The sequence below is a fragment of the Paenibacillus sp. NPDC056722 genome (assembly GCF_042790635.1).
GTDB lineage: Bacteria > Bacillota > Bacilli > Paenibacillales > Paenibacillaceae > Paenibacillus_AQ > Paenibacillus_AQ agri.
Genome location: NZ_JBHTYV010000014.1, coordinates 92474 through 113609 on the forward strand (window position 1 = coordinate 92474; position 21136 = coordinate 113609).

General features: G+C 50.4%; 17 protein-coding genes and 1 riboswitch. Of the genes, 12 read left to right on the forward strand and 5 right to left on the reverse strand.

Annotated elements, in window-relative coordinates; translation table 11 throughout:
* Positions 1-74: 74 nt before the first annotated feature.
* Together xylA and xylB are read left to right on the forward strand one after the other, a co-directional pair.
* On the forward strand, positions 75-1391 hold the full coding sequence (gene xylA / locus ACFRAM_RS24680; protein WP_379469054.1) for a xylose isomerase: 1317 nt from the start codon (positions 75-77) through the stop codon (positions 1389-1391).
* A gap of 256 nt (positions 1392-1647) precedes the next feature.
* Positions 1648-3144, forward strand: coding sequence for a xylulokinase (xylB, locus tag ACFRAM_RS24685; protein ID WP_379469197.1), 1497 nt, complete (start codon positions 1648-1650; stop codon positions 3142-3144).
* 742 nt (positions 3145-3886) lie between these two features.
* On the opposite strand, the gene ACFRAM_RS24690 is transcribed toward xylB, so the two are convergent.
* Positions 3887-4219: a DUF3139 domain-containing protein gene (locus tag ACFRAM_RS24690; RefSeq protein WP_379469056.1), complete on the reverse strand. Its 333-nt coding sequence runs from the start codon at positions 4217-4219 to the stop codon at positions 3887-3889.
* Positions 4220-4547: 328 nt separating this feature from the next.
* On the opposite strand from ACFRAM_RS24690, the gene ACFRAM_RS24695 reads away from it, so the two are divergent.
* On the forward strand, positions 4548-5687 hold the full coding sequence (locus ACFRAM_RS24695) for a transglutaminase domain-containing protein (RefSeq protein WP_379469058.1): 1140 nt from the start codon (positions 4548-4550) through the stop codon (positions 5685-5687).
* A gap of 268 nt (positions 5688-5955) precedes the next feature.
* Here ACFRAM_RS24695 and ACFRAM_RS24700 read toward each other — a convergent pair whose 3' ends face one another.
* Entirely contained in the window at positions 5956-7437 is a 1482-nt protein-coding gene (locus ACFRAM_RS24700) for an amino acid permease (protein ID WP_379469060.1), read from the reverse strand.
* Between the two features lie 158 nt (positions 7438-7595).
* A riboswitch (Lysine riboswitch) is annotated at positions 7596-7803 on the reverse strand.
* A gap of 109 nt (positions 7804-7912) precedes the next feature.
* Positions 7913-9049, reverse strand: coding sequence for a virulence factor (locus tag ACFRAM_RS24705; RefSeq protein WP_379469062.1), 1137 nt, complete (start codon positions 9047-9049; stop codon positions 7913-7915).
* A 292-nt stretch (positions 9050-9341) separates the two neighbouring features.
* Here ACFRAM_RS24705 and ACFRAM_RS24710 point away from each other — a divergent pair, with 292 nt between their 5' ends.
* The 3 genes from ACFRAM_RS24710 to ACFRAM_RS24720 all read left to right on the forward strand — a co-directional run bounded on the left by ACFRAM_RS24710 (position 9342) and on the right by ACFRAM_RS24720 (position 12268).
* Positions 9342-10334, forward strand: coding sequence for an MBL fold metallo-hydrolase (locus ACFRAM_RS24710; protein WP_379469064.1), 993 nt, complete (start codon positions 9342-9344; stop codon positions 10332-10334).
* 119 nt (positions 10335-10453) lie between these two features.
* Entirely contained in the window at positions 10454-12079 is a 1626-nt protein-coding gene (locus ACFRAM_RS24715; protein ID WP_379469066.1) for an ABC-F family ATP-binding cassette domain-containing protein, read from the forward strand.
* Positions 12080-12106: 27 nt separating this feature from the next.
* The gene (locus ACFRAM_RS24720) at positions 12107-12268 is read left to right on the forward strand and encodes a hypothetical protein (protein ID WP_379469068.1); all 162 of its coding nucleotides are present in this window, start codon (positions 12107-12109) and stop codon (positions 12266-12268) included.
* A 35-nt stretch (positions 12269-12303) separates the two neighbouring features.
* Here the strand turns inward: ACFRAM_RS24720 and ACFRAM_RS24725 are convergent, their stop codons facing one another.
* Positions 12304-12489 (reverse strand): hypothetical protein, encoded by a 186-nt coding sequence (locus tag ACFRAM_RS24725; protein ID WP_175371737.1) that lies wholly within the window; start codon positions 12487-12489, stop codon positions 12304-12306.
* A 414-nt stretch (positions 12490-12903) separates the two neighbouring features.
* Here ACFRAM_RS24725 and ACFRAM_RS24730 point away from each other — a divergent pair, with 414 nt between their 5' ends.
* Positions 12904-13743, forward strand: coding sequence for a C40 family peptidase (locus tag ACFRAM_RS24730; protein ID WP_379469070.1), 840 nt, complete (start codon positions 12904-12906; stop codon positions 13741-13743).
* A 389-nt stretch (positions 13744-14132) separates the two neighbouring features.
* Here ACFRAM_RS24730 and ACFRAM_RS24735 read toward each other — a convergent pair whose 3' ends face one another.
* On the reverse strand, positions 14133-14300 hold the full coding sequence (locus ACFRAM_RS24735; RefSeq protein WP_083205100.1) for a DUF1328 domain-containing protein: 168 nt from the start codon (positions 14298-14300) through the stop codon (positions 14133-14135).
* A 191-nt stretch (positions 14301-14491) separates the two neighbouring features.
* Here ACFRAM_RS24735 and ACFRAM_RS24740 point away from each other — a divergent pair, with 191 nt between their 5' ends.
* From ACFRAM_RS24740 to ACFRAM_RS24760, 5 genes are all read left to right on the forward strand, one after another.
* Positions 14492-14998: a DUF948 domain-containing protein gene (locus ACFRAM_RS24740; RefSeq protein ID WP_379469072.1), complete on the forward strand. Its 507-nt coding sequence runs from the start codon at positions 14492-14494 to the stop codon at positions 14996-14998.
* A gap of 51 nt (positions 14999-15049) precedes the next feature.
* A complete protein-coding gene (locus ACFRAM_RS24745; RefSeq protein WP_379469074.1) occupies positions 15050-15580 on the forward strand; it encodes a hypothetical protein in 531 nt (176 codons plus the stop codon).
* 91 nt (positions 15581-15671) lie between these two features.
* Positions 15672-16022: a YflT domain-containing protein gene (locus ACFRAM_RS24750; protein WP_379469076.1), complete on the forward strand. Its 351-nt coding sequence runs from the start codon at positions 15672-15674 to the stop codon at positions 16020-16022.
* A gap of 218 nt (positions 16023-16240) precedes the next feature.
* Positions 16241-17413, forward strand: a complete 1173-nt coding sequence (locus tag ACFRAM_RS24755; protein ID WP_379469077.1) for a SpoIIE family protein phosphatase — start codon at positions 16241-16243, stop codon at positions 17411-17413.
* Entirely contained in the window at positions 17410-21081 is a 3672-nt protein-coding gene (locus ACFRAM_RS24760; RefSeq protein ID WP_379469079.1) for a response regulator, read from the forward strand. Before ACFRAM_RS24755 ends, ACFRAM_RS24760 begins: the two co-directional genes overlap by 4 nt.
* Positions 21082-21136 lie beyond the last annotated feature (55 nt).

Here is a 21136-nt window from a genome sequence, read left to right on the forward strand (position 1 = left end):
AAAGTCTGAAAGGTGTGTTAATATGATGCTGTAAACGCTTGCGGGCGAGCATAATTGATGAGGAGGATTACACAATGGCCTATTTTGAAACCGTGAATAAGATCGCCTATGAAGGCAGCCGTTCCACCAACCCTTATGCATTCAAATTCTATAATCCTGAGGAAATCGTAGCCGGCAAAACGATGGAGGAGCACCTGCGGTTTGCCATGGCATATTGGCACACATTGACTGCTGGAGGTTCCGATCCGTTCGGCGCAGAGACTGCTGTGCGGAGCTGGGACAAATTGAACGGTCTGGATAAAGCGAAGGCACGGGTAGAGGCAGCATTTGAATTTTTGGAGAAAATGAATCTGCCGTACTTCTGTTTCCACGATGTGGACATCGCACCGGAAGGGGCTTCCTTGCGGGAATTCTATAGCAATCTGGATATCATTGTAGAGCGGATCGAGCAGGGCATGAAGACTTCTGGCAAAAAGCTGCTCTGGAACACAGCCAATATGTTCACCAACCCGCGTTATATGCACGGCGCAGGTTCTACCTGCAACGCAGATGTTTTTGCACATGCAGCGGCCCAAGTGAAAAAGGGGCTTGAGATCGGCAAGCAGCTCGGGGCTGAGAACTATGTCTTCTGGGGCGGACGTGAAGGCTACGAGACGTTGCTAAATACAGACCTCGGTCTTGAATTGGATAATATTGCGCGCCTGTTCGGTCTTGCTGTCGATTATGCCAAAGAGATCGGCTTTGACGCCCAGTTCCTGATTGAACCTAAGCCGAAGGAGCCTACCAAGCATCAGTATGATTACGATGCGGCGACGAGCATTTCTTTCTTGCAGAAATATGGCCTCGACAAGCATTTCAAACTCAACCTGGAAGCTAACCACGCTACACTGGCTGGACATACCTTCGAGCATGAGCTGCGCGTAGCCCGCGTCAATGGCATGTTGGGATCGCTGGACGCGAACCAAGGGGATACCTTGCTGGGCTGGGATACCGATGAATTCCCGGTTAATATCTATGATGCTACGCTGACCCTGTACGAGGTATTGAAAAATGGTGGCTTGGGCCGGGGCGGCATTAATTTTGACGCGAAGGTCCGCCGTCCTTCCTTCGAGCCGGAGGATCTGTTCCTGGCACATATTGCCGGTATGGACACCTATGCCAAGGGGCTGAAGGTAGCCGCCAAGCTGATCGAGGACCGCGTGTTTGATGACTTTATCGACAAGCGTTATAGTAGCTTTAAGGAAGGCGTCGGCGCTGATATTATTTCGGGCAAAGCTACCTTGGCTTCGCTGGCGGAATACGCGCTGAACAATGAGAACCCACGCCGTAACGAGTCGGGCCGTCAGGAACTGCTTAAGGCAACCCTGAACCAATATATTTTGGCGGAGTAGGCAGTACGGACAAAGCTGAGCTGGGGAGTCTTGAACTTGTCTTGTAAGGTAAATGGTGTCGTTCTGGTAGCAGAACTATAAGTACGTATAAGTTTGGGTTAAAAGGTGCAGATGTGACCGGAGCTGCATTTTATGACACAGGTTGCACAAGCTAGATCGCAACGGAGGTTGCTGAAGAGGGCATTCTTCGGCAGCCTTTTTTTATACCGTACTTTGGTAGAATAGACTTGCCTAATAGCAAACTAGGGGGATTATGATGAGATATGTAATTGGTGTCGACCTCGGGACCAGCGCAGTCAAGACTGTCCTGGTCAACCCGCAGGGGATGGTGGTTTGTGAGCATTCGGAAGCTTACCCACTAAGCCGTCCTGAACCGGGTTGGAGTGAGCAGAATCCCGAGGATTGGGTGCAGGGGACGTTTAGTAGTCTACGCCGGTTAATGGAGAAGTCGGGGATAGATCCTTCTGCGGTAGATGGGCTTAGCTTTTCGGGACAAATGCATGGCCTGGTTCTGGTGGATGCTACAGGTCAGGTACTACGTCCGGCCATTCTGTGGAATGATACCCGGACTACGGCCGAGTGCCGCAAGATTGAAGCAACGCTGGGCGCGAAGCTGACCGAGATTGCGAGAAATCGCGCATTGGAAGGATTTACTCTGCCGAAGCTGCTTTGGGTGCAGAGCCATGAACCGGAGGTGCTGTCACAGGCCAGCCTGTTCTTGCTGCCGAAGGACTATGTGCGGTACCGGCTGACGGGAAATTATGCGATGGACTATTCCGATGCTGCCGGAACGCTTCTGCTGGATGTGGGAGCTAAAGAATGGAGCGCTGGCATCGCGGGAGCCTTCGGACTGCCGCTGTCGCTCTGCCCTGAACTGGTCGAATCCTTCGACCTGACCGGCACTTTGCTGCCCGAGAGTGCTGCAGCCTGCGGACTTCTGCCCTCCACGAAAGTATTTGCCGGAGGCGCGGACAATGCCTGTGGTGCATTAGGGGCAGGCGTTCTGGGTGAGGGCAAGACCATGTGCAGCATCGGGACCTCCGGGGTTGTTCTCTCTTATGAGAGCAACAAGGATTTGAACTTGGAGGGCAAGGTACACTTCTTCAACCATGGGGAGAAGGATGCCTACTACATTATGGGCGTCACCCTTGCGGCGGGTCACAGCCTTACTTGGTTCAAGGAAACTTTTGCCGCGGACCAAAGCTTCAACGAATTGCTGCAAGGGGTAGCCTCCATACCGGCAGGAAGCGGGGGGCTTCTGTTCACGCCTTACCTTGTCGGAGAACGGACTCCGCATCCCGATGCGACCATTCGAGGCAGCTTTATCGGTATGGATTCCGGTCATACGCTGGATCATTTTACGCGTGCAGTGCTTGAAGGTATTACCTTCTCGCTGCGCGAGTCCATTGAGATTGTCCGGGAGTCTGGTAAAGTAATTACCGAGGTTATTGCAATTGGCGGCGGAGCGAAGAATGAGACATGGCTGCAAATGCAGGCAGACATCTTCGGTGCCGATATCGTGAAGCTGGAGAGCGAGCAAGGTCCGGCGATGGGGGCAGCGATGCTGGCTGCTCACGGCAGCGGCTGGTTCGCTTCACTTGCTGAATGTGCTGATGCCTTCATCCGCCGGGCAGAGGTGTATACGCCACAGCCGCAGCAAGTCGAAACGTATAACGGGTTGTTCGGCCTCTATCAGGAAGTGTACGGGCAGACCCGCGAGTTGAACCGCAGCCTGGCTGCATATCGGAAATAATAAGATCTAACAGGTAAAATAAAACGGCTATAAAAAGGCCAATCAGTAAACAGTTACTAACTAGATTTTGAGTTAATAAGAATGACAGTTAGCATTTTAAGTAGTTTATGTTCACTCTGGTTGACCAAATAAAACGAAGAGAATGTCCTAGTAGCCACAGGCAGAGGGACATTCTCTTTTTGCATGATCCGCCCTAATGGGATGAACCGTGGTGGTTGATGATTGATGGTCGGTGGCTTGTACGTTGTGGCTGGTAACGCATCATTCGTAGCTCGAAATCGGCAGTTCGCAATTTAGATCTTATTTCCGAAGTGTAATTAACGGCATTTTTGTACCTTAAATTGTCAGTATTCAAAGGGAGGTGGAAAATAAGTGCAATATTGTACGTTAATTTTCCACAAATAACCTATCAGCGTACTTTTTACGAAAATAAGATACAATAATGCCGCTATTTCGCTTATTTATCTCTATTTTAGAAATATAAGGTACAAAAATGCTCTTAATTGAGGAGGTAGAGGAAATAGAAGAGGTAGAGGGAAATAGAAGAGATAGAGCTATTTTTATTGAGGAAATGGCTATTCGGTTCACCCTTTCCTTGAAGTAGATGTACGTTAGCACTTGGCGCGGACGCTCCGTGAACAAACACCTGGGGATTTCGGTATTCTTGTTAAGCGGTATAGACAAGGTGACGCCCCTGATCGACTGGCTTTCGCTTGCAACAATCGACGGAAGCACTTTTTACTTAATAAAATGTTTCATCCATATGTTTTCCATGCAAATTTGAGGTCTCAATGAGCAGAAAAGTTCCTGCTTTTTTTTCATAAACATAATTCACATTAGGCTCATCCTTATATCGTACCTCTGCTTGATAATCACCTGATTTAAAGCTATATACGCCTCTGATCTCCTGAATATCCTCCGTGGAATAAGCTCTTGTATGAATGAGGTATGCCTTTACTTCATTAGCCGCCTCGCTTTTCTTTTGTGGAAGTCCGGTCAGTGAGACATAGACAGTAGCACAGATAAGAAACATTAACGTGAGGGAGAACACCTGAATCCATTTCCTTCTGCCCAAGAGACACCTCCAACTTATATAAGAAATTAGAATATTATAGTAACTATACCACGTACACAACGTTGCTGTTCATCTCCTGATCGACGGCGCAATCCATGCGATTGAGGACAAGACCAACTAGTCTAAAACTATCTGCTTGATCCTTTGAATGCTTAAGTTGATAATGAGAAGCAAGGGTTGAATAATCCTTTGTGCACATCGTGAAGATTGCAGTCGTGGAAACAGAGTTTCCGGCATTTAATATATAATCAGGCTATTGAATTGCGTACGTGCTCTATTTAAGATTAAAGGTATACAAGTAATGAGGCGCGGGAGGCAGAAAAATAGTATGAGGAAGATTCGTTTTACATTGGGAAAGGCTGTTCTCGGCGGGATGATCATTGCTGCAGCCATACCTCCGGTGATTTATTGGGGCTGGGATTATGCCTACGCGGCTGACAAGCCTGCTGCGCTTGGGTCGATAGCTCAAATGGCCGAGAGACTAACGGGCGCAATGAACAATCGGAGAGAGACCATTACGTTTACTTACGAAGGCAAGACCTCTAATCTGAAAAATGGGATACAGACTGCACTTGATCAGGCGATGGGCAGCGATCCTTACCTATATTATATTGTGGACAGCTACGGCTTTACCTACCGGGGAAGCAGTCATTCCGCTAATGTCACCGTACAGGTCAAATACCGTGAAACCTTGCAGCAGACCGCATATGTCAATAAACAGGTGGCAGCTGTGCTTAAGGAGATCATCAAACCGGGGATGAACAATCATGAGAAGGTGAAGGCGATCCATGACTGGGTGGTGCTGTACCTGAAATATGATACCTCCTACACCCGTTATACCGCCTATGAAGCGCTTCAGAACCGTAGTGCAGTTTGCCAGGGCTATTCGTTACTTACCTACAAGCTGCTAAAAGGGGCCGGTATCCCCAATAAAATTGTAGAGGGGACCGCTAAACCGGAGGGAGGCTCCACCCTGTCGCATGCCTGGAATCTGGTCCAGCTTGATGGACATTGGTACCACCTGGACACCACCTGGGATGATCCGACACCCGATCAGGCCGGTGTGGCTAGCCACAACTATTATATGAGGACGGATGCACAGATGCGTCGCGACCATACCTGGACCAAGCCTTATCCGGCAGCAACTAAGGGATACCACAAGACGCTTGCGGAGCTGGTTAGTCAGGGCGGACCGAAAGTCGCTGTATACGAAAAACTGCAGCAAGAGCTTCACTATGAACTGTATGATGAAGGACGAATCATCCGTTCGGTATCCGATCTGAAGTCGCTGGCTGAGAAGGCAGTAGCATCCGGGGAGCAATCGTTGTTGTTCCGTTACCGGGGCAGTGCCAAATCGCTTACAAATGATCTTCAAGTACTGTATGCGTTGGGATTGAGCGATCCTTCTTACACTAGCAGCAAGTTCGACAATACCGGTGATCTTAGAGTGTATGTGGTTTGGAAGTAGCCTTGTATAAGAAATAGACCCTCGTCGGTATTGGTCACAGAATCATTTAGAAATGGAACAGGGCCATGAAGAAGAGTGGGGTAGTTCTGAAGTATTTCGTCATTGTTAAAAGAAAAGTGCATATGTATTAGCTACAAAAAAAAGGAAGAGGCGCTTGAGCCTCTTCCTTTTTAATATCTTCTTATTCCCTTATCTTCTTATTCCCTTATGTTGTTCTTATCCCTTTAGGTTTTTAATCCCTTACGCTGCTTGGGCTGACGCTTGGAATCTACTTGGCCTCAGTGCTGAGGTCGCATTGATCCAGCGGCACGATGGCGCTCTTACGGAACCAGCGGTAGCCGACCCAGATCAACAGGAACAGCGGCAAGCTGATGTAAGAGACGAGAATGCCATACCAGTCGATATTTCCACCTGTGAAGGCGCCCATGTTCTGACCCAGAATTGCGATCATGCATAGTACAAAGGCGAAGAGTGGTCCGAATGGGAACCATTTTGCACGATAAGGCAGCTCATCGAGAGAATGCCCCTGAGCGACGAAGGCGCGCCGGAAACGATAATGGCAAACGGCAATGCCGAGCCAGTTGATGAATCCGCACATCCCGGAGGCATTCAGCAGCCAGTTATAGACGGCACCATCACCGAAAAAGGAAGCAAGGAAGGCCAGCATCCCGACAGCAGTGGTTACCAACAGGGCACCTACAGGTACCCCGCGTCGGTTGAGCTTGCCCAGCGCACGCGGGGCCATACCATCTTTAGCCATGGCGTACAAGACGCGGGTGGAAGCGTACATTCCCGAGTTCCCCGCCGATAATACGGAGCTGAGGATGACAGCATTCATGACCGAAGCGGCGATGGCGAGGCCTGCCTTGTTGAAGACAATCGTGAACGGGCTGACGCCGATATCATCGATCCCGCCACGAAGCAGATCAGGATTCGTATACGGGATCAGCATCCCGATGACGAAGATGGCCAGGATATAGAAGATCAGGATACGCCAGAATACTTGACGGATCGCCAGCGGCACATTGCGGCGCGGATTTTCACTCTCACCTGCGGCAACGCCGACAAGCTCAGTCCCCTGAAAAGAGAATCCGGCTGCCATAAAGACCCCGACAAAGGCGAAGAATCCGCCATGGAAGGAGGTGCCTCCGAGCTGGAAGTTGCTGAAGCCGACCACGGTTCCGTCACCGCCCATGATGCCAAAAATCATGAGTACGCCAACAGCCAGAAAGACAACGACAGTAATAATTTTAATAATAGCGAACCAGTATTCTGATTCTCCGTAGCCCCGTGAAGACAGGAAGTTCAGGCCGAACATCAACAGCAGGAACACGAGGCTCCACAGTACGGACGGGCTGTCGGGGAACCAGTATTTAATGATGACGGTGGCGGCGGACAGCTCTGCGGCGATCGTCACCGCCCAGTTGTACCAGAAGTTCCAGCCGATGGCGAAACCGAAGGCAGGACTGATAAAGCGGGTGCCGTATGTGCTGAAGGAACCGGACGCCGGCAGGTACGTAGCCAGCTCACCCAGGCTGGTCATTAGAAAATAAACCATGATCCCCACAGCACTATAGGCGAGCAGCGCACCACCTGGACCCGAGGCGGCAATAGCGCCGCCACTGGCGAGGAATAGTCCTGTTCCGATTGACCCGCCCAGCGCAATCATCGTGAGATGTCTGGCTTTGAATGATTTCTTCAGTTCGGTTGCAGGGCCGCTCCCAGTCTGAGGATGACTTGTTTCTTGCATGAAATAAACACTCCTTCTATTCTCATGTTTCTGTTCATGAACGGGGAGTGTGAAGGCCATGCACCGGGTAACGGGGCATCTGCGTCAAATGATGAACGCAAAGAAACCGCAGACGTTCGCTGCGGTTTCTGGATAGACAGCTTCCGCATCATACTCCCTGAGAAGATAGCGCAACACAGTGCATTCCCTATGCAATAGGAAAATGCCCAGTGACAGTTCCGTTCCTTTCGGAAACGGTCCCAGCCTGCGCCACAGTTAGAGCGGCAGCACAGGCTTCGGCGGATATTCCTTTCGGCGGCGTGTCATCGACGGCTCTTCAACGTCTCTACGCGCGTACTCTTCCTATCCGCGACCTCTACCTCATCCTAGGTATGATGAGGCTATCTTTACTACTTCATTCGTTTATAAACACAACAGCAATCAGTATAGAGCATCTTCCAGCAGCGAGCAATGACAAAATACGGAAGCCTGGGCCTTAAGTGCGGCGGCGCTCCGACATTTGCTGCCAGACCGTTCCGGCCGCTTCCTCGCCGGAAGCGATGCGCTCCAGCGCCATGCGCGCTTGCAAGCCCACCTCAAACTCAGGGTCCTCTGCCGCCAGGATCAGCGCATCCTGCGCTTCTGCTGTTCCGACCTCATAGAGGAACCGTGCAGCACGCCAGCGGACCAGCTTGCTAGTGTCTGTCAGCGCCACTGTCATGACAGGCGTGGCGGCGGGGTCGCCGATGTCGGACAGAGTATCGCCCGCAGTACGCCGTACGGCAGGGGAGCTGTCCTTCATCGCTGCATAGAGCAGCTCCATCGCTTCTGGCGTGCGCAGGTCGCCTAAGTAGACAACCGCAAGCCTGCGAATATGCAGCTTGGGATCATGCAGTGCTGCGCCCAGCTCCGGAAGCAGCTCCGGCGTTGGCGCCAGGGCCTCCAGCGCGGCGTAGCGGACGCGCCAGTCTTCATTCTTCAGGTCTTGCAGCAGTTCCTCTCTGTCCTTGTCGGCCCGCTGCTCGACGAATTCGTCCGCAGTCCCGTGCGCGATGGCCTGCTGGATGAGGGAGTCCAGGCGTTCCTGCGGGTACGCTGCTTCCAGTTCTTGCTCCACCTCGCGCGCGATATCGGCGGGCTCACCGTAGCGGACGCCGTAATCCGTGAGCTTGCGCTCCTTGATCATCACGGCGCTAGCCACAGCGGTGACCGCTTCGGTGAAGCGGGAGGCCAAGCCAATGCGCTCTTCGTTCGCGCCGGTCTTGACGCGGATTTGTATCGGAATGCCGCGGAACATTTGCACGAATACTTGGGCTTCTCCGAAGTGGGCCCCGGCGTTCTCGTCGGTTAAGCTCCAGTCGTCAGTCAAGCCTTCGCCGCTCCCGAAGCGGGACTGAACCTCCCGGAGAATCGCTGCCCAGTCGGCGCTGCCCTTGCGCTCCAGCGCGGCAAAGTCTGCGGCATGATAGATGCTGGTCACACCGGGAATGGTCAGCATTTCCCGCGCCCAGGACGGGGCGGAACGCTGGCTTTCCGGCGTATAGGTTCTGCGGATGCCCGCTTCGAGACTTTCGTCCAAATGAAGCTTCATCGTATTTGGACTTGGCGTCGGTTCAATAAAAGTAATCTTCATACGTAGCTCCCCCTAAAATGGATTATGTCCTGTCCACATTTTACATCATTTCCGCCGCTGAACACAAAGCCTGTCAACCTTTCAGGGCAAGCTTAGTCTATAGCAGGAATGGGTAAAATGAATAGAATCAGGCCCGGGCCATGAAAAGTCCGACAAGCGATTCTTCCGATAAAAGGGCGCACGCTTGTGCGGCAAACTGGATATTTTGCAAATATGTCTGTCAAAACCTATAGTTAATATATATTCGCTTGCCACGGAGTTTGCCCGGCAAACCTGTGAAGGAGAGATTGAGATGGCTAAAAAAATTCGTTACAACAATATCGATAACGTCAGTACCGACAAGAAGCTTAAAGAATTTCGCCAATGGCGGGAAGAACGCCGCCGGAAAATCAAGGATTATTCTTATGTAGTGCCGAACGTTCCCCCCAGATTGTCCTATCTGGCGGAGAACCGCCTGGAGACCAGTATCACCTGGATTGGGCATTCTACCTTTTTTATACAATATGAAGGCATGAACATTATTACCGATCCGATCTGGGCCCGGCGTCTGGGCTTTGAGAAACGGCTGGGAGAACCCGGCATGAGTCTGCAGGATGTGCCTCCGATCGACATGATCCTCATCTCGCATTCTCATTATGATCATCTGCATATCGCTTCTATCCGCAAACTCTACGGCGTCGGAACGACTATTGTTGTGCCCGTGGGATTAAAGCGGAAGATGGTCCGTAAGGGATTCCGCAGCTGTGTGGAGATGCACTGGTGGCAGGAGCTCACCATTGGTAACATCAAGCTGTCCTTCGTGCCCACCCAGCACTGGACACGGCGCACTCCTTTTGACACGAACACCTCACATTGGGGAGGATTCATTCTGGAGCCAGCGCAGCCGGAGAAACATCCTTCTGAAGGCGACACGAGACGTGAGCTGCCCCCCAATCTGTATTTTGCCGGGGATAGCGGTTATTTCCCGGGATTCAAGGAGATTGGCAGGCGCTTCAAGATTCATATTGCCCTTATGCCAATCGGTGCTTATGAGCCGGAGTGGTTCATGACCTCACAGCATGTCAATCCGGAGGAAGCGATGCAGGCCTTTTTGGATGTAGGTGCGGAGACGATGATTCCGATGCATTATGGCACCTTCAGGCTCGCCGACGATACGGCCAGAGAGGCGCTTGATCGGATGGAGGAAGCAAGAAAGGGTCATGGTATTTCGCAGGAACGGGTGCGGGTCCTCAGCTATGGAGAGACGCTTGTCGTGGAGGCGGAAGCACGGACAGTAGAGCAATGAGTACGAAAGTGCATTTTTGGTGTAAACTTCCCGCTTGATACGCCACTTTGACGGGTTATTATAATGGGTTTTATGCTATAATGAGCCGGAAGCCTATGTGAAAAGGATGGTAATGCTTAATGATTAGTACAAGCGGCGTAACACTCCGCTACGGAAAACGCGCACTATTTGAAGATGTAAACATAAAATTCACTCCTGGTAACTGCTATGGTCTGATCGGTGCGAATGGCGCCGGCAAGTCTACCTTTCTGAAAATTCTGTCCGGCGAGATTGAAGCAAACACCGGGGATGTGCATATCACTCCCGGCGAGCGTCTGGCCGTCCTGAAACAGAACCATTTCGAGTACGATGAATTCCCGGTGCTTGAGACGGTAATTATGGGTCACACCCGCCTGTACGAGATTATGAAAGAGAAGGATGCCCTTTACGCGAAGTCCGATTTCTCGGAAGCTGACGGTCTGCGTGCCGGTGAGCTGGAAGGCGAATTTGCGGAGCTGAACGGCTGGGATGCTGAGCCGGATGCGGCAGCAATGCTGATCGGTCTGGGCATTATGCGTGAATTGCATGACAAGAACATGGCCGAACTTAGCGGCAATGAGAAGGTTCGCGTGCTCCTGGCGCAGGCCCTGTTCGGTCGTCCGAACAACCTGCTGCTCGATGAGCCTACCAACCACTTGGATCTGGAATCCATTGGCTGGTTAGAGAACTTCCTCATGGACTACGAAGGCACCGTAATCGTGGTATCTCACGACCGTCACTTCCTGAACAAGGTGTGTACGCATATCGCGGATATCGACTTCGGTAAAATCCAGATGTATGTCGGTAACTACGACTTCTGGTATGAGAGCAGTCAGTTGGCACAGACTTTGCAGCGTGATGCCAACAAGAAGAAGGAAGACAAGATCAAGGAGCTTCAAGCCTTTATTCAGCGTTTCTCGGCGAATGCTTCCAAGTCCAAGCAAGCAACCTCCCGGAAGAAGCAACTGGAGAAGATTACGTTGGATGACATCCGTCCTTCTAACCGTAAATATCCTTTCCTGAACTTCAAACCGGAACGTGAAGCTGGCAAGCAGCTGTTGACCATCAGCGGATTGTCTAAATCGCTTGACGGTGAGAAGCTGTTGGATGAGCTTAGCATTGTAGTTAACAAAGGCGACAAGATTGCCTTCGTAGGTCCATATTCTCAACCCAAATCGCTGCTGTTCGATGTAATTATGGGCGAGAAGGAAGTGGATGCCGGTGAATACACTTGGGGGGTTACCACCACTCAAGCGTATTTCCCGAAAGACAACTCCAATTATTTTGATGGTGTAGATATGAACCTTGTGGAATGGCTGCGCCAGTACTCCAAGGATCAGGATGAGACCTTCCTGCGCGGCTTCTTGGGTCGTATGCTGTTCTCGGGAGAGGAAGCGCTGAAGAAAGCGAGCGTGCTGTCCGGGGGAGAGAAGGTTCGCTGTATGCTGGCGAAAATGATGTTGAACGGGGCGAACGTGCTGGTCTTTGACGAGCCTACGAACCACTTGGATCTCGAATCCATCACAGCACTGAACAACGGGCTGATCGACTTTGACGGCACGATCCTGTTCACTTCGCATGACCATCAGTTCATTCAGACGATTGCTAACCGGATCATTGAGATTACACCGGCTGGTGTTATCGATCGCACCATGAGTTATGACGAGTATTTGGAGAGCGATGAAATCAAGGAACTGCGCAAGCGCATGTATCCTGTAGAAGTTTAATTATAAATGTGCTCCTCCTTGCGGGGAGTGTTAAAGACGAAGCAGCCTGTTCGATCCCTCGGGATTGAACAGGCTGCTTTTCTTGAAGATCTGGAAACAGCAAAAACGACTGCATGCTCCCGGCAGGGAGTACGCAGCCGTTTGGCTGTAACCTATGTGCCTGCCCCTGAATCAGGCCGGGCTGTTTGACATTGCCCGTGAACCGGGCAGGGGATCAGGACCCACTAGGACCCGCCAGTACGGCGGCGCTGATTGTTAGGCTTTTTGTTGTTCTGGCTTTTTAAGGGTTTGGCCGAACCTGCCTGGAATGAAGATCCCGGCTTGGCGGAAGATTGCTGCTTCTTCTGCTCAAGCTTTTTGCGGATCGCATCGGCAAGATTGATTTTTCCTTTTTCGGTGTTTTCGCTCATTGTGTTAACCTCCTTGGGAGCAAGTCCTTCACTTTATTCTAATGGTTTTTATTTGCTGCTACAAGGGCGAGAATCGTTGTAGGAATTCTCTACGTACGTTAATAGAACAGTAGGGGAGCAGCGGATTTGGGAGATATTTATGAAGATATTGTCTCATGGTGAATGTGGGGGGCTTGCAGGTCATTTGGAACCTAAAGCCTAAGTGAGAATTCTCTTTACCTAATACATTCCATCTTCCACCAAATCCAAGGAGGAATCGCGACTATAGACCTGTATCTTACCATAAAGTGGCATACTTATTTATGAAATTTGGGGCATGTTCTTAATCCCGGTCAAGCCTATAATGAGGGCAGAAAGCAACAAATGTAGCGCGCGCACTTGTTGGTTCTTACTTCAATTAACCGGAGGAACGGAATGATCAAGTCACACAAACAGCTTACATCTACATTATTGGTTTCTGCTGCACTTGCGTTGACGCTTGGGGTTGTCAGCCCTCAGCAGGCGTCCGCCCAATCCGAATCGCTTCATTCATCTATGGTTGTGGCTTCTGCCGGACAGTCTGCCAAAATACAATCCAGTGTTCGTCTGCGTACCGCCCCATCTGTAAACAGCAATGTGCTGAAGTATTTGCAGAAGGGTGAAATCGTCTCCATTTTGGAAGTGACGAACAGTTATTTCTATAAAGTACAGTCTGCTAGTGGTGATGTCGGGTATGTCAGCTCGGGGAGTCAGTATATATCTCTGAACAACGCGGGCAGTACGCCAGCTAAGCCTGCACCGGCACCGACGCCAGCTCTTGTTGTTCCCAATCCGGGCAATGCAATAGAACGGGTAATTAGTGCAGGTATGGGATATTTGGGAACACCATACGAGTTTGGTTCCAGCCGCAGCAATACGAATACCTTCGATTGCTCCGATTTTATCCGCCAAATATTTATGGATGCAGGTGTTGTGAAGCTGCCCGCAGATTCCCGTCAGCAAGGGGATTGGGTGAAGCAGAATAGCAAGGTGGTTAAGGATATCTCTGGATTAAAACGCGGGGATCTGATGTTCTTTATGAGTTACCGCGGGAATTCCGCATCGGCCTATGCCGGTGTTAATAAGTTGACTGAAAGAATTACACATGTTGCCATCTATTTGGGCGATAACAAAGTTCTGCACACCTACTCGGTTGCTTCCGGCGGGGTTAGAGTGGATAATTTAAGCGCTTCTTGGATGAATCGTTTCCTATACGGAGGATCGGTCGTCCGCTGATATAGATAAGTAAATCAAGGCACAGGAGCGGCAGCAAGAGTATGTGACGGGTGAACGACAAGCGGGTACAGGGAAGAGGCTATTCCTTCAGTAGATGATCTACTGTGGGGATAGCCTCTTCTTTTGATGGATTTTGCCGGTACTTAGGCATCCTTCTGGAATAAAAACCATGGACAGGCACCATTTCCTGGGGCTATGGTAGAGTTATGGTGTAAATACATACGCAAAAAGCAGGGATTTGACCCCGGGCTTTACCCAGTCAGGTATTGGTTTGGAGTTTTTTTCATTATCAATGATTGCTACTATCCTAGTAAACCAAAAGGAGGCCGGGGAATCACAAGCAATATTTAATTTAATTTTCAAAACAAGGACTCGGGAATAAGCAATGATTACATTGATCTTCCTCTGCGTCCGGTAAAGAGCGAGACGATGAAGAGAACAAGAAAGATATAGAACAGGACTTTGGCAATGCCGGCAGCCGCGGCTACCAGATTGAAGAAACCGAAGATTCCAGCAATCAAAGCAATCACTAGCAGGATTACAGACCATTTTAGCATGATAAGTTCACCCTTTCGTTTTGTCGATAGTCATTGTATAAACGGTGGAGCAGGGCATTGAAACAAGGGGGCTGAGAATAGTCTCCGGGACGCTTGACAAGCTGTTTAGGCTTTTTCAGGAAGGGGTAACTATGCAGTATTAAGGCAGGTTAGCCATCATTCATTTATGATTTTGGAAGGGGTTTTTGGATATGATTATTGAACTTAGCGTAGCCCTTGTGGCGGTCGCATTCGCTGTACTTGTCTTCTTTTTAATCAAAACCTTGCGTTCGGCAAAAGATTCTCTCGATAATGTCAGCCAAACGCTGCAGGAGGTCCAAAAGACCATTGATGAGCTTACGTACGAAGTGAAAACCACAGTCCGGCATGCGAACGATATTACTGTAGATGTACAGAATCAGCTTCAGAAGATCGATCCCATTATGGACTCGGTGAAGAACCTGGGTGAGGTCATGAATGAACTGACGCTAACCGCAAAGCAAGTATCTGTGACCGTCATTGAGAAATACCGCAAATCTCGTGAGCTGAAGGACAAGAGGAAAGAAGTATCCGTGGATGATACTCCGTTAACCCCATCTGAGGAACGTACGGTGAAGTCTTATGATGAGACTTATGCCAAAAAAGAAGGGGGCAAAGTCTCCGCCGTCCTGAAGGGTGTGGATGTGGCCGCGACCCTCTGGAAGAAGTTCCGGCCTTAGGCACGGTGTAGCGGACAAGACGGAAGCAGATCAGAAAGGCGGAACAACAAGATGAATATGATCATTTTATTGCTTAGTCTCCTTTCTCCGATGTTGGATGCAAGTCCGCAGAAACCGGACTCCGCAGCCGTCTTGGCGCCGCAGGCGCAGGTAGTTTCGTCGTTACTATATGCTACCCGTCCCACAAGTTACTTGGATAGCTTTGATTCACTGGCAGGCGTTTCGCTGGATACCACACAGGAAGAATTGCTGCTGATCAAGGGGACACCGCTTCACATAGCCCAAGATCCCTGGCTTGATTGTCTGGAGTATCAATATGAAGACATGTCAGCAGGAGTGTATGCAGGACAAGTGATCTATGTTCATGTCGCCCCTCACCAGGCACGGCTGTATGGTCTGTTAATTAACGGGGTGAAGATTGAACCGGAGAAGGATGTTTTGCGTGAGGTGCTGGGAACCCCTTATTTTATGGCCGAAGATGGTGACGTATATATGAGAGGAAATATAGCGCTCAAGATTTATCGGAATCCGGCGACCGGAACATGGGACGGCATTGATTTGTTCGATGGCAATTCTTCCTAACCGTTTCAATTGGGGGAATTGAGGTTAATGAAAGATCAGTTGTCCTTTTGTCACAGTAGCTCTTAACCCTTAACTAAAGGAGAGTGAGATCATGGATTCAATCGGTACTGGGTCGTATGCTAAGGTGGTAGAGAACGGTGTTCAGGCGATAGAGGAAGTGAATCAACTACGGAGCAGCGGTTACAGCAAGGAAGACATTTATGTAATCAGTCATGACCAGGATCGTGAAGAACAAATTGCAGACATTGCTGACTCCAATGAAGTTGGCTTATCAGAAGAAGGACTTTTTGGTACAATGGCCAACCTGTTCCGCTCACGCGGGGACGAGCTTCGCTCCAAGATCACTTCGCTCGGATTGAATGACGCAGAAGCTGATTTCTATGAGAAGGAGCTGGACCGTGGGAAAGTTCTTGTCATCGCCCGGAGAGCTCGCTTGATATGAAGCTTGCCTTGTAAAGAACAAATAGTCCAATAACGTAACCTCCAGAACCACTAGGTGTAGTGGGGCTGGAGGTTACTTTGTTGAATTCCGGAGGCAGATCAGCTGCCCTGTATGTTAAGGTTGTGAATGGAACCGTCTTAGCAAGTATCGTATGATTATGAAGATACAGGTTGTACAGGATGTTACGGTCGATATACTACTCATGCGAGGTGACGATAATGAGAATTCTAATCGTGGACGATAATCCGACTAATGTGATCATTATCCGTGAGATCCTGAAAAAAGAAGACTACCGGAATTTCATCACGGCCTCTTCTGCCAAGGAGATGCTGGAGCTTCTGGGCATAGACCAGAATAAACCGGAAGAACGTCCCCGGCACTCGGACATTGATCTGATCCTGCTGGACATGATGATGCCGGAGATGGATGGAATTGAAGCTTGTCGTGTAGTTCAGCAGTACGAGCATCTCAAGGATATTCCAATTATTATGGTTACTGCTGTAGGTGATTCCAAAAAACTGGCTGAAGCGCTGGATGCAGGAGCTGTAGACTATGTCACGAAGCCGATCAACAAGGTGGAACTGATGGCAAGAATCCGCTTGGCGTTACGGCTAAAGCAGGAGAAGGATTGGCATAAAGAGCGGGATCAGCGCATACAGGATGAGCTGAAGCTTGCGGCACTTGTACAGAATGCAGTACTTAGCCTGCCGATTGAGGAAGAGGATTTTGCAGTTCATGCAATTTATCAGCCGTCCTTTGAACTGGCGGGGGATTTATATGCTTGGTACGACTTAGGGGACGGCCGCTACGGCGTCATTCTTCTGGATATGATGGGTCACGGAATCTCCTCGTCCCTATTCTGTATGTTCATTGCCTCCGTGCTGAAAGACACAGTCACGACCTATGTTGAGCCGGAGAAAGTCGTGCAAGAACTGAACCGGCGTTTTAACCAGCTCTATATTGAGAAGTCACTTGTGCAGTATTATTTCACAGCAATTTATATGGTTGTGGACACACGCATGCGTCGTATTGATTATGTCAATGCTGGACATCCGCCGGCACTCTTCTTCGAAGGTGACAGCAAGGAACCGGTGCTGCTGAAGAGCAACTGTCATCCAGTCGGTCTGTTTGATCGTATGGAAGCCCAGCCGCAAAGCGTCAGCTTTGAGGAGGAAGGTCATCTGGTACTGTACACTGATGGGTTGCTGGAGATGGCAGAGGGTGAACAGGAGGACCAGCTGGACTTTATGATTGGCCATTTACGAGGTGGGCATGCGTGGCAGGAAGAAGCGATGCAGGCTGCATTCTTTAATGAAAAGCTGGACCGGGAACGCGATGATGACAAGTGCCTGGTCTGGATCTCACTGAAGAAGGAGACAGAGAAGGAATGAAGATCAAAGCCAAACTTCTTATCGGGTTCAGTGCACTGCTGGCGATTATGTTTGCCCTCACTCTTATTGGATATGACCGGTTAAATTATATGAACCATCAGCTAGACAGTTATCAGGACCGGTATCAGAAGGGGCGAAACTCTTCCGGCATGCGCGGAGAAGTAAACGATATGGCGCGTATATTGACAACTTCGATGTTGAATTCAGATTCTATGGCTATCGAGTCGCAAAAGAGCGAGATTAACGGGAAACTTGCCAAAGTAGATCAATATTTGGATAACATCAAGGAATCGATGACTAGTGCCGAAGAACTTCAGATTGTCAAAAGAATTGAGAACTCCTATTCCGCTTATAAGGATTATCAGGAACGGGCGATGGTGATGCTTGCCGCGGGCGACATCCAAAGCGCCAATGCCTACCGCAACGCTAAGGGTCAGGATGTACAGAATGAGGTGCTTGAGAGCCTGAACAGCTTGTCTGACTATAACTACTATAAGCAGAATGAACAAGCTGCCCAGGCGGAGCAGGCCTACCAGAGCTCCATCCAAATGGTTACCCTGATCATGATTACGGGTCTGCTGCTGGGGCTGGGAGTGATACTGTGGGTCATTCCCAGTATTACGCGCGGTCTGAATGTGATATCGATGATGATCAGTAGCTTCGGCAACGGCAGGCTCAGGGCTATTCGCCGGATCAAGGTCACTTCCAAGGATGAAATCGGCGAAGTGGCCCGGGTGTTCAAGGAAATGGCTGAGGATATCGAGCAGAAGCAGGAGATGGAAAAAGCCTACGCTCAGGCACAGAACGATCAGTCCTGGCTCAATGCCAATGTAGCTCAGGTTACGGAGCTGCTGCGTGGAGTTAGCTCGCTGGACGGCATCGCCCAGACCTTTATCAATGAATTCACCCCTATACTGAGTGCTCAGTACGGAGCGCTTTATTTGAAAGACCCCAATAATCCAGAGTCTCTGCGCAGTAGCGGCCGCTACGCCGCCGACGGTGAGAAGGAGCCGAAAGGAAGCTTCGCTATAGGTCAGGGGCTTGTCGGACAGTGCGCTCTGGACAAGAAGCCGATTAAGCTCGAGCAGGCACCGGATGATTACATCAAGGTGGCTTCCGGTTTTGGTCATGCTCAGCCCGATCATATTTCCATTCATCCTGTGCTGTTCGAGGATGAACTGCTGGGCGTGATGGAGTTTGCTTCATTTGAACCGTTCACCTCTCTGCAGACGGAACTATTGCACCAACTAGCGAACAACCTGGGCATTATTTTGAATAATGTTACACGTCGGATTGTTGTAGAGGAACTGCTTCGCGAATCGCAAGCGATGACAGAAGAGCTGCAATGTCAGTCGGAGGAATTGCAGACCCAACAAGAGGAGCTGCGCCGCTCCAATGAGAACCTGGAAGAGCAGACGGACGCGCTTAAACGCTCCGAAGAACTGCTGCAGCGCCAGCAGGAAGAGCTGGAACATTACAATACGGAACTGATTGCCAAGACCCGCGCCTTAGAGGAGCAGGTGCAGGAAGTCGAGGAGAAGAAGGACGAGATTGAGCATGCCCGTGGTCAACTGGAGAAGCAGGCGATGCAGCTGGCGGTGACCAGTAAATACAAGTCGGAATTCCTGGCGAATATGTCCCATGAGCTGCGGACACCACTGAACAGTCTGCTGATTCTCTCGCAGCTGCTCACGGAGAACAAAGAAGGCAATCTTAACGATAAGCAAGTGGAATTTGCGCACACCATCTATATGTCAGGCGCCGATCTGCTGAAGATGATCGATGAGATTCTTGATTTGTCCAAGGTTGATGCTGGCAAAATGGAACTGAACCACGAAGAGATTCGGCTGGCTGATTTGAACAGCTTCGTGAAGCAGAATTTCGGTCCGCAGGCACTCAAGAAAGGTTTGTCCCTGCGTACAAACTTCGACGAGCCGCTGCCGGAGATCATCATTGCCGACAGCCACCGCTTGAAGCAGATTCTGCGGAATCTGCTCTCCAATGCCTTCAAATTCACAAGTGAAGGATTTGTCGAGTTCTCTGTAAGCCCGGTAACGGGAAATATACCTGTCTATTTGCCTTCTGAGGCCGAATATATCGCTTTGGCTGTGAAGGACAGCGGCATTGGCATTCCGGCGGACAAGACGGACCTCGTGTTCGAAGCGTTCCAGCAGGTGGACGGAACGACCAGCCGCAAATATGGCGGCACAGGCCTCGGCCTGTCTATCAGCCGCGAACTGGCCCGCTTAATGGGTGGGGCGATCGTACTGGATTCCCGGGAAGGGCAGGGCAGCACCTTCACCCTGTACCTGCCGGTTCAAGCGAATTACAGTCAGCTACTGGGAACCGCAGAGGCTGCCGCCACGAGTGAAGCGGTGAATCTGGCCGGCTATGTTGAAGAGCTGCTGCCAGTCAAAAATACCAACGCCTTTACCGTTACAGAGATTCAAGAGCTGGTTGTTGTAGACGATGATCGCGAGGAACTTAGTAGCAGCGATAAGGTGCTGCTGATCATTGAAGATGATGAGAGCTTCGCGAAGATTCTGCTCGGTATGGCCCGTGGCCGCGGCTTTAAAGGGCTGGTGGCTCTGCAGGGAGATACCGGGATGCAAATGGCCAAGTCCTATTTGCCGGATGCCATTATTCTTGATATCCAGCTGCCGGTCATGGACGGCTGGTCTATCCTGCGGGAGCTGAAGGGTTCCTCGCAGACCCGGCATATCCCTGTTCATGTCATCTCTGTGAGCGACGAGGTGAAGCAGGGACTCATGATGGGCGCGATGGCTTACTTGCGCAAGCCCTCTTCCCGCGAAGCGCTTGAGCGGGCGTTCTCGCAAATCGAGAACTATACGTCCAGCACGCTTAAGCATCTCCTAATTGTGGAGGATGATGAGATTCAGCGTCTTTCCATCATGGAGCTGATAGGCCACGATGATGTCGCCATCACTGCGGTATCCAGCGGCGGCGAAGCGCTGGCTGAGCTGCGCAAGCAGAAATATGACTGCATGGTACTGGATCTCATGCTTGAGGATATGAACGGGTTTGAACTGCTGGATCAGATTCGCGATGATGAGGAACTGAATGATCTGCCTATCATCATCTACACTGGCAAGGATCTCGACACCAAGGAAGAGATGCGGCTGCGCAAATACGCGGAGTCGATCATCATCAAGGATGTTCGTTCTCCGGAGCGGCTACTGGATGAGACCACGCTGTTCCTGCATCGGGTGGAGGCTAATTTGCCAGAAGACAAGCGCAAGATCCTTCAGAAGCTTCATAATAAAGAGGAACTGTTCGACGGCAAAAAGATACTGCTCGTCGATGACGACATACGGAATGTATTTGCTCTGTCCAGTGTACTGGAAGGCTACAATATGGAAGTGAAGTTCGCCGAGAACGGCCGTGAAGCACTGGACCTGCTCGTGGAGCAGGAGGATTTCGACCTGGTGCTGATGGATATGATGATGCCGGAGATGGACGGATATGAGGCTATGCGCCGGATTCGTGAGATGCCGCAGTACCAGAAGCTGCCGATTATCGCACTTACAGCGAAGGCAATGAAAGAGGATCGGGCTAAATGCATAGAGGCTGGAGCCTCCGATTATATGAAGAAACCGATCGAGACCGATCAGCTTCTTTCATTAATGCGGGTGTGGTTGTATTCGTAACCATGATTTTGGGGTAATAGTCTTAAAGATTAATAAACAGATCATCCCTGGGATG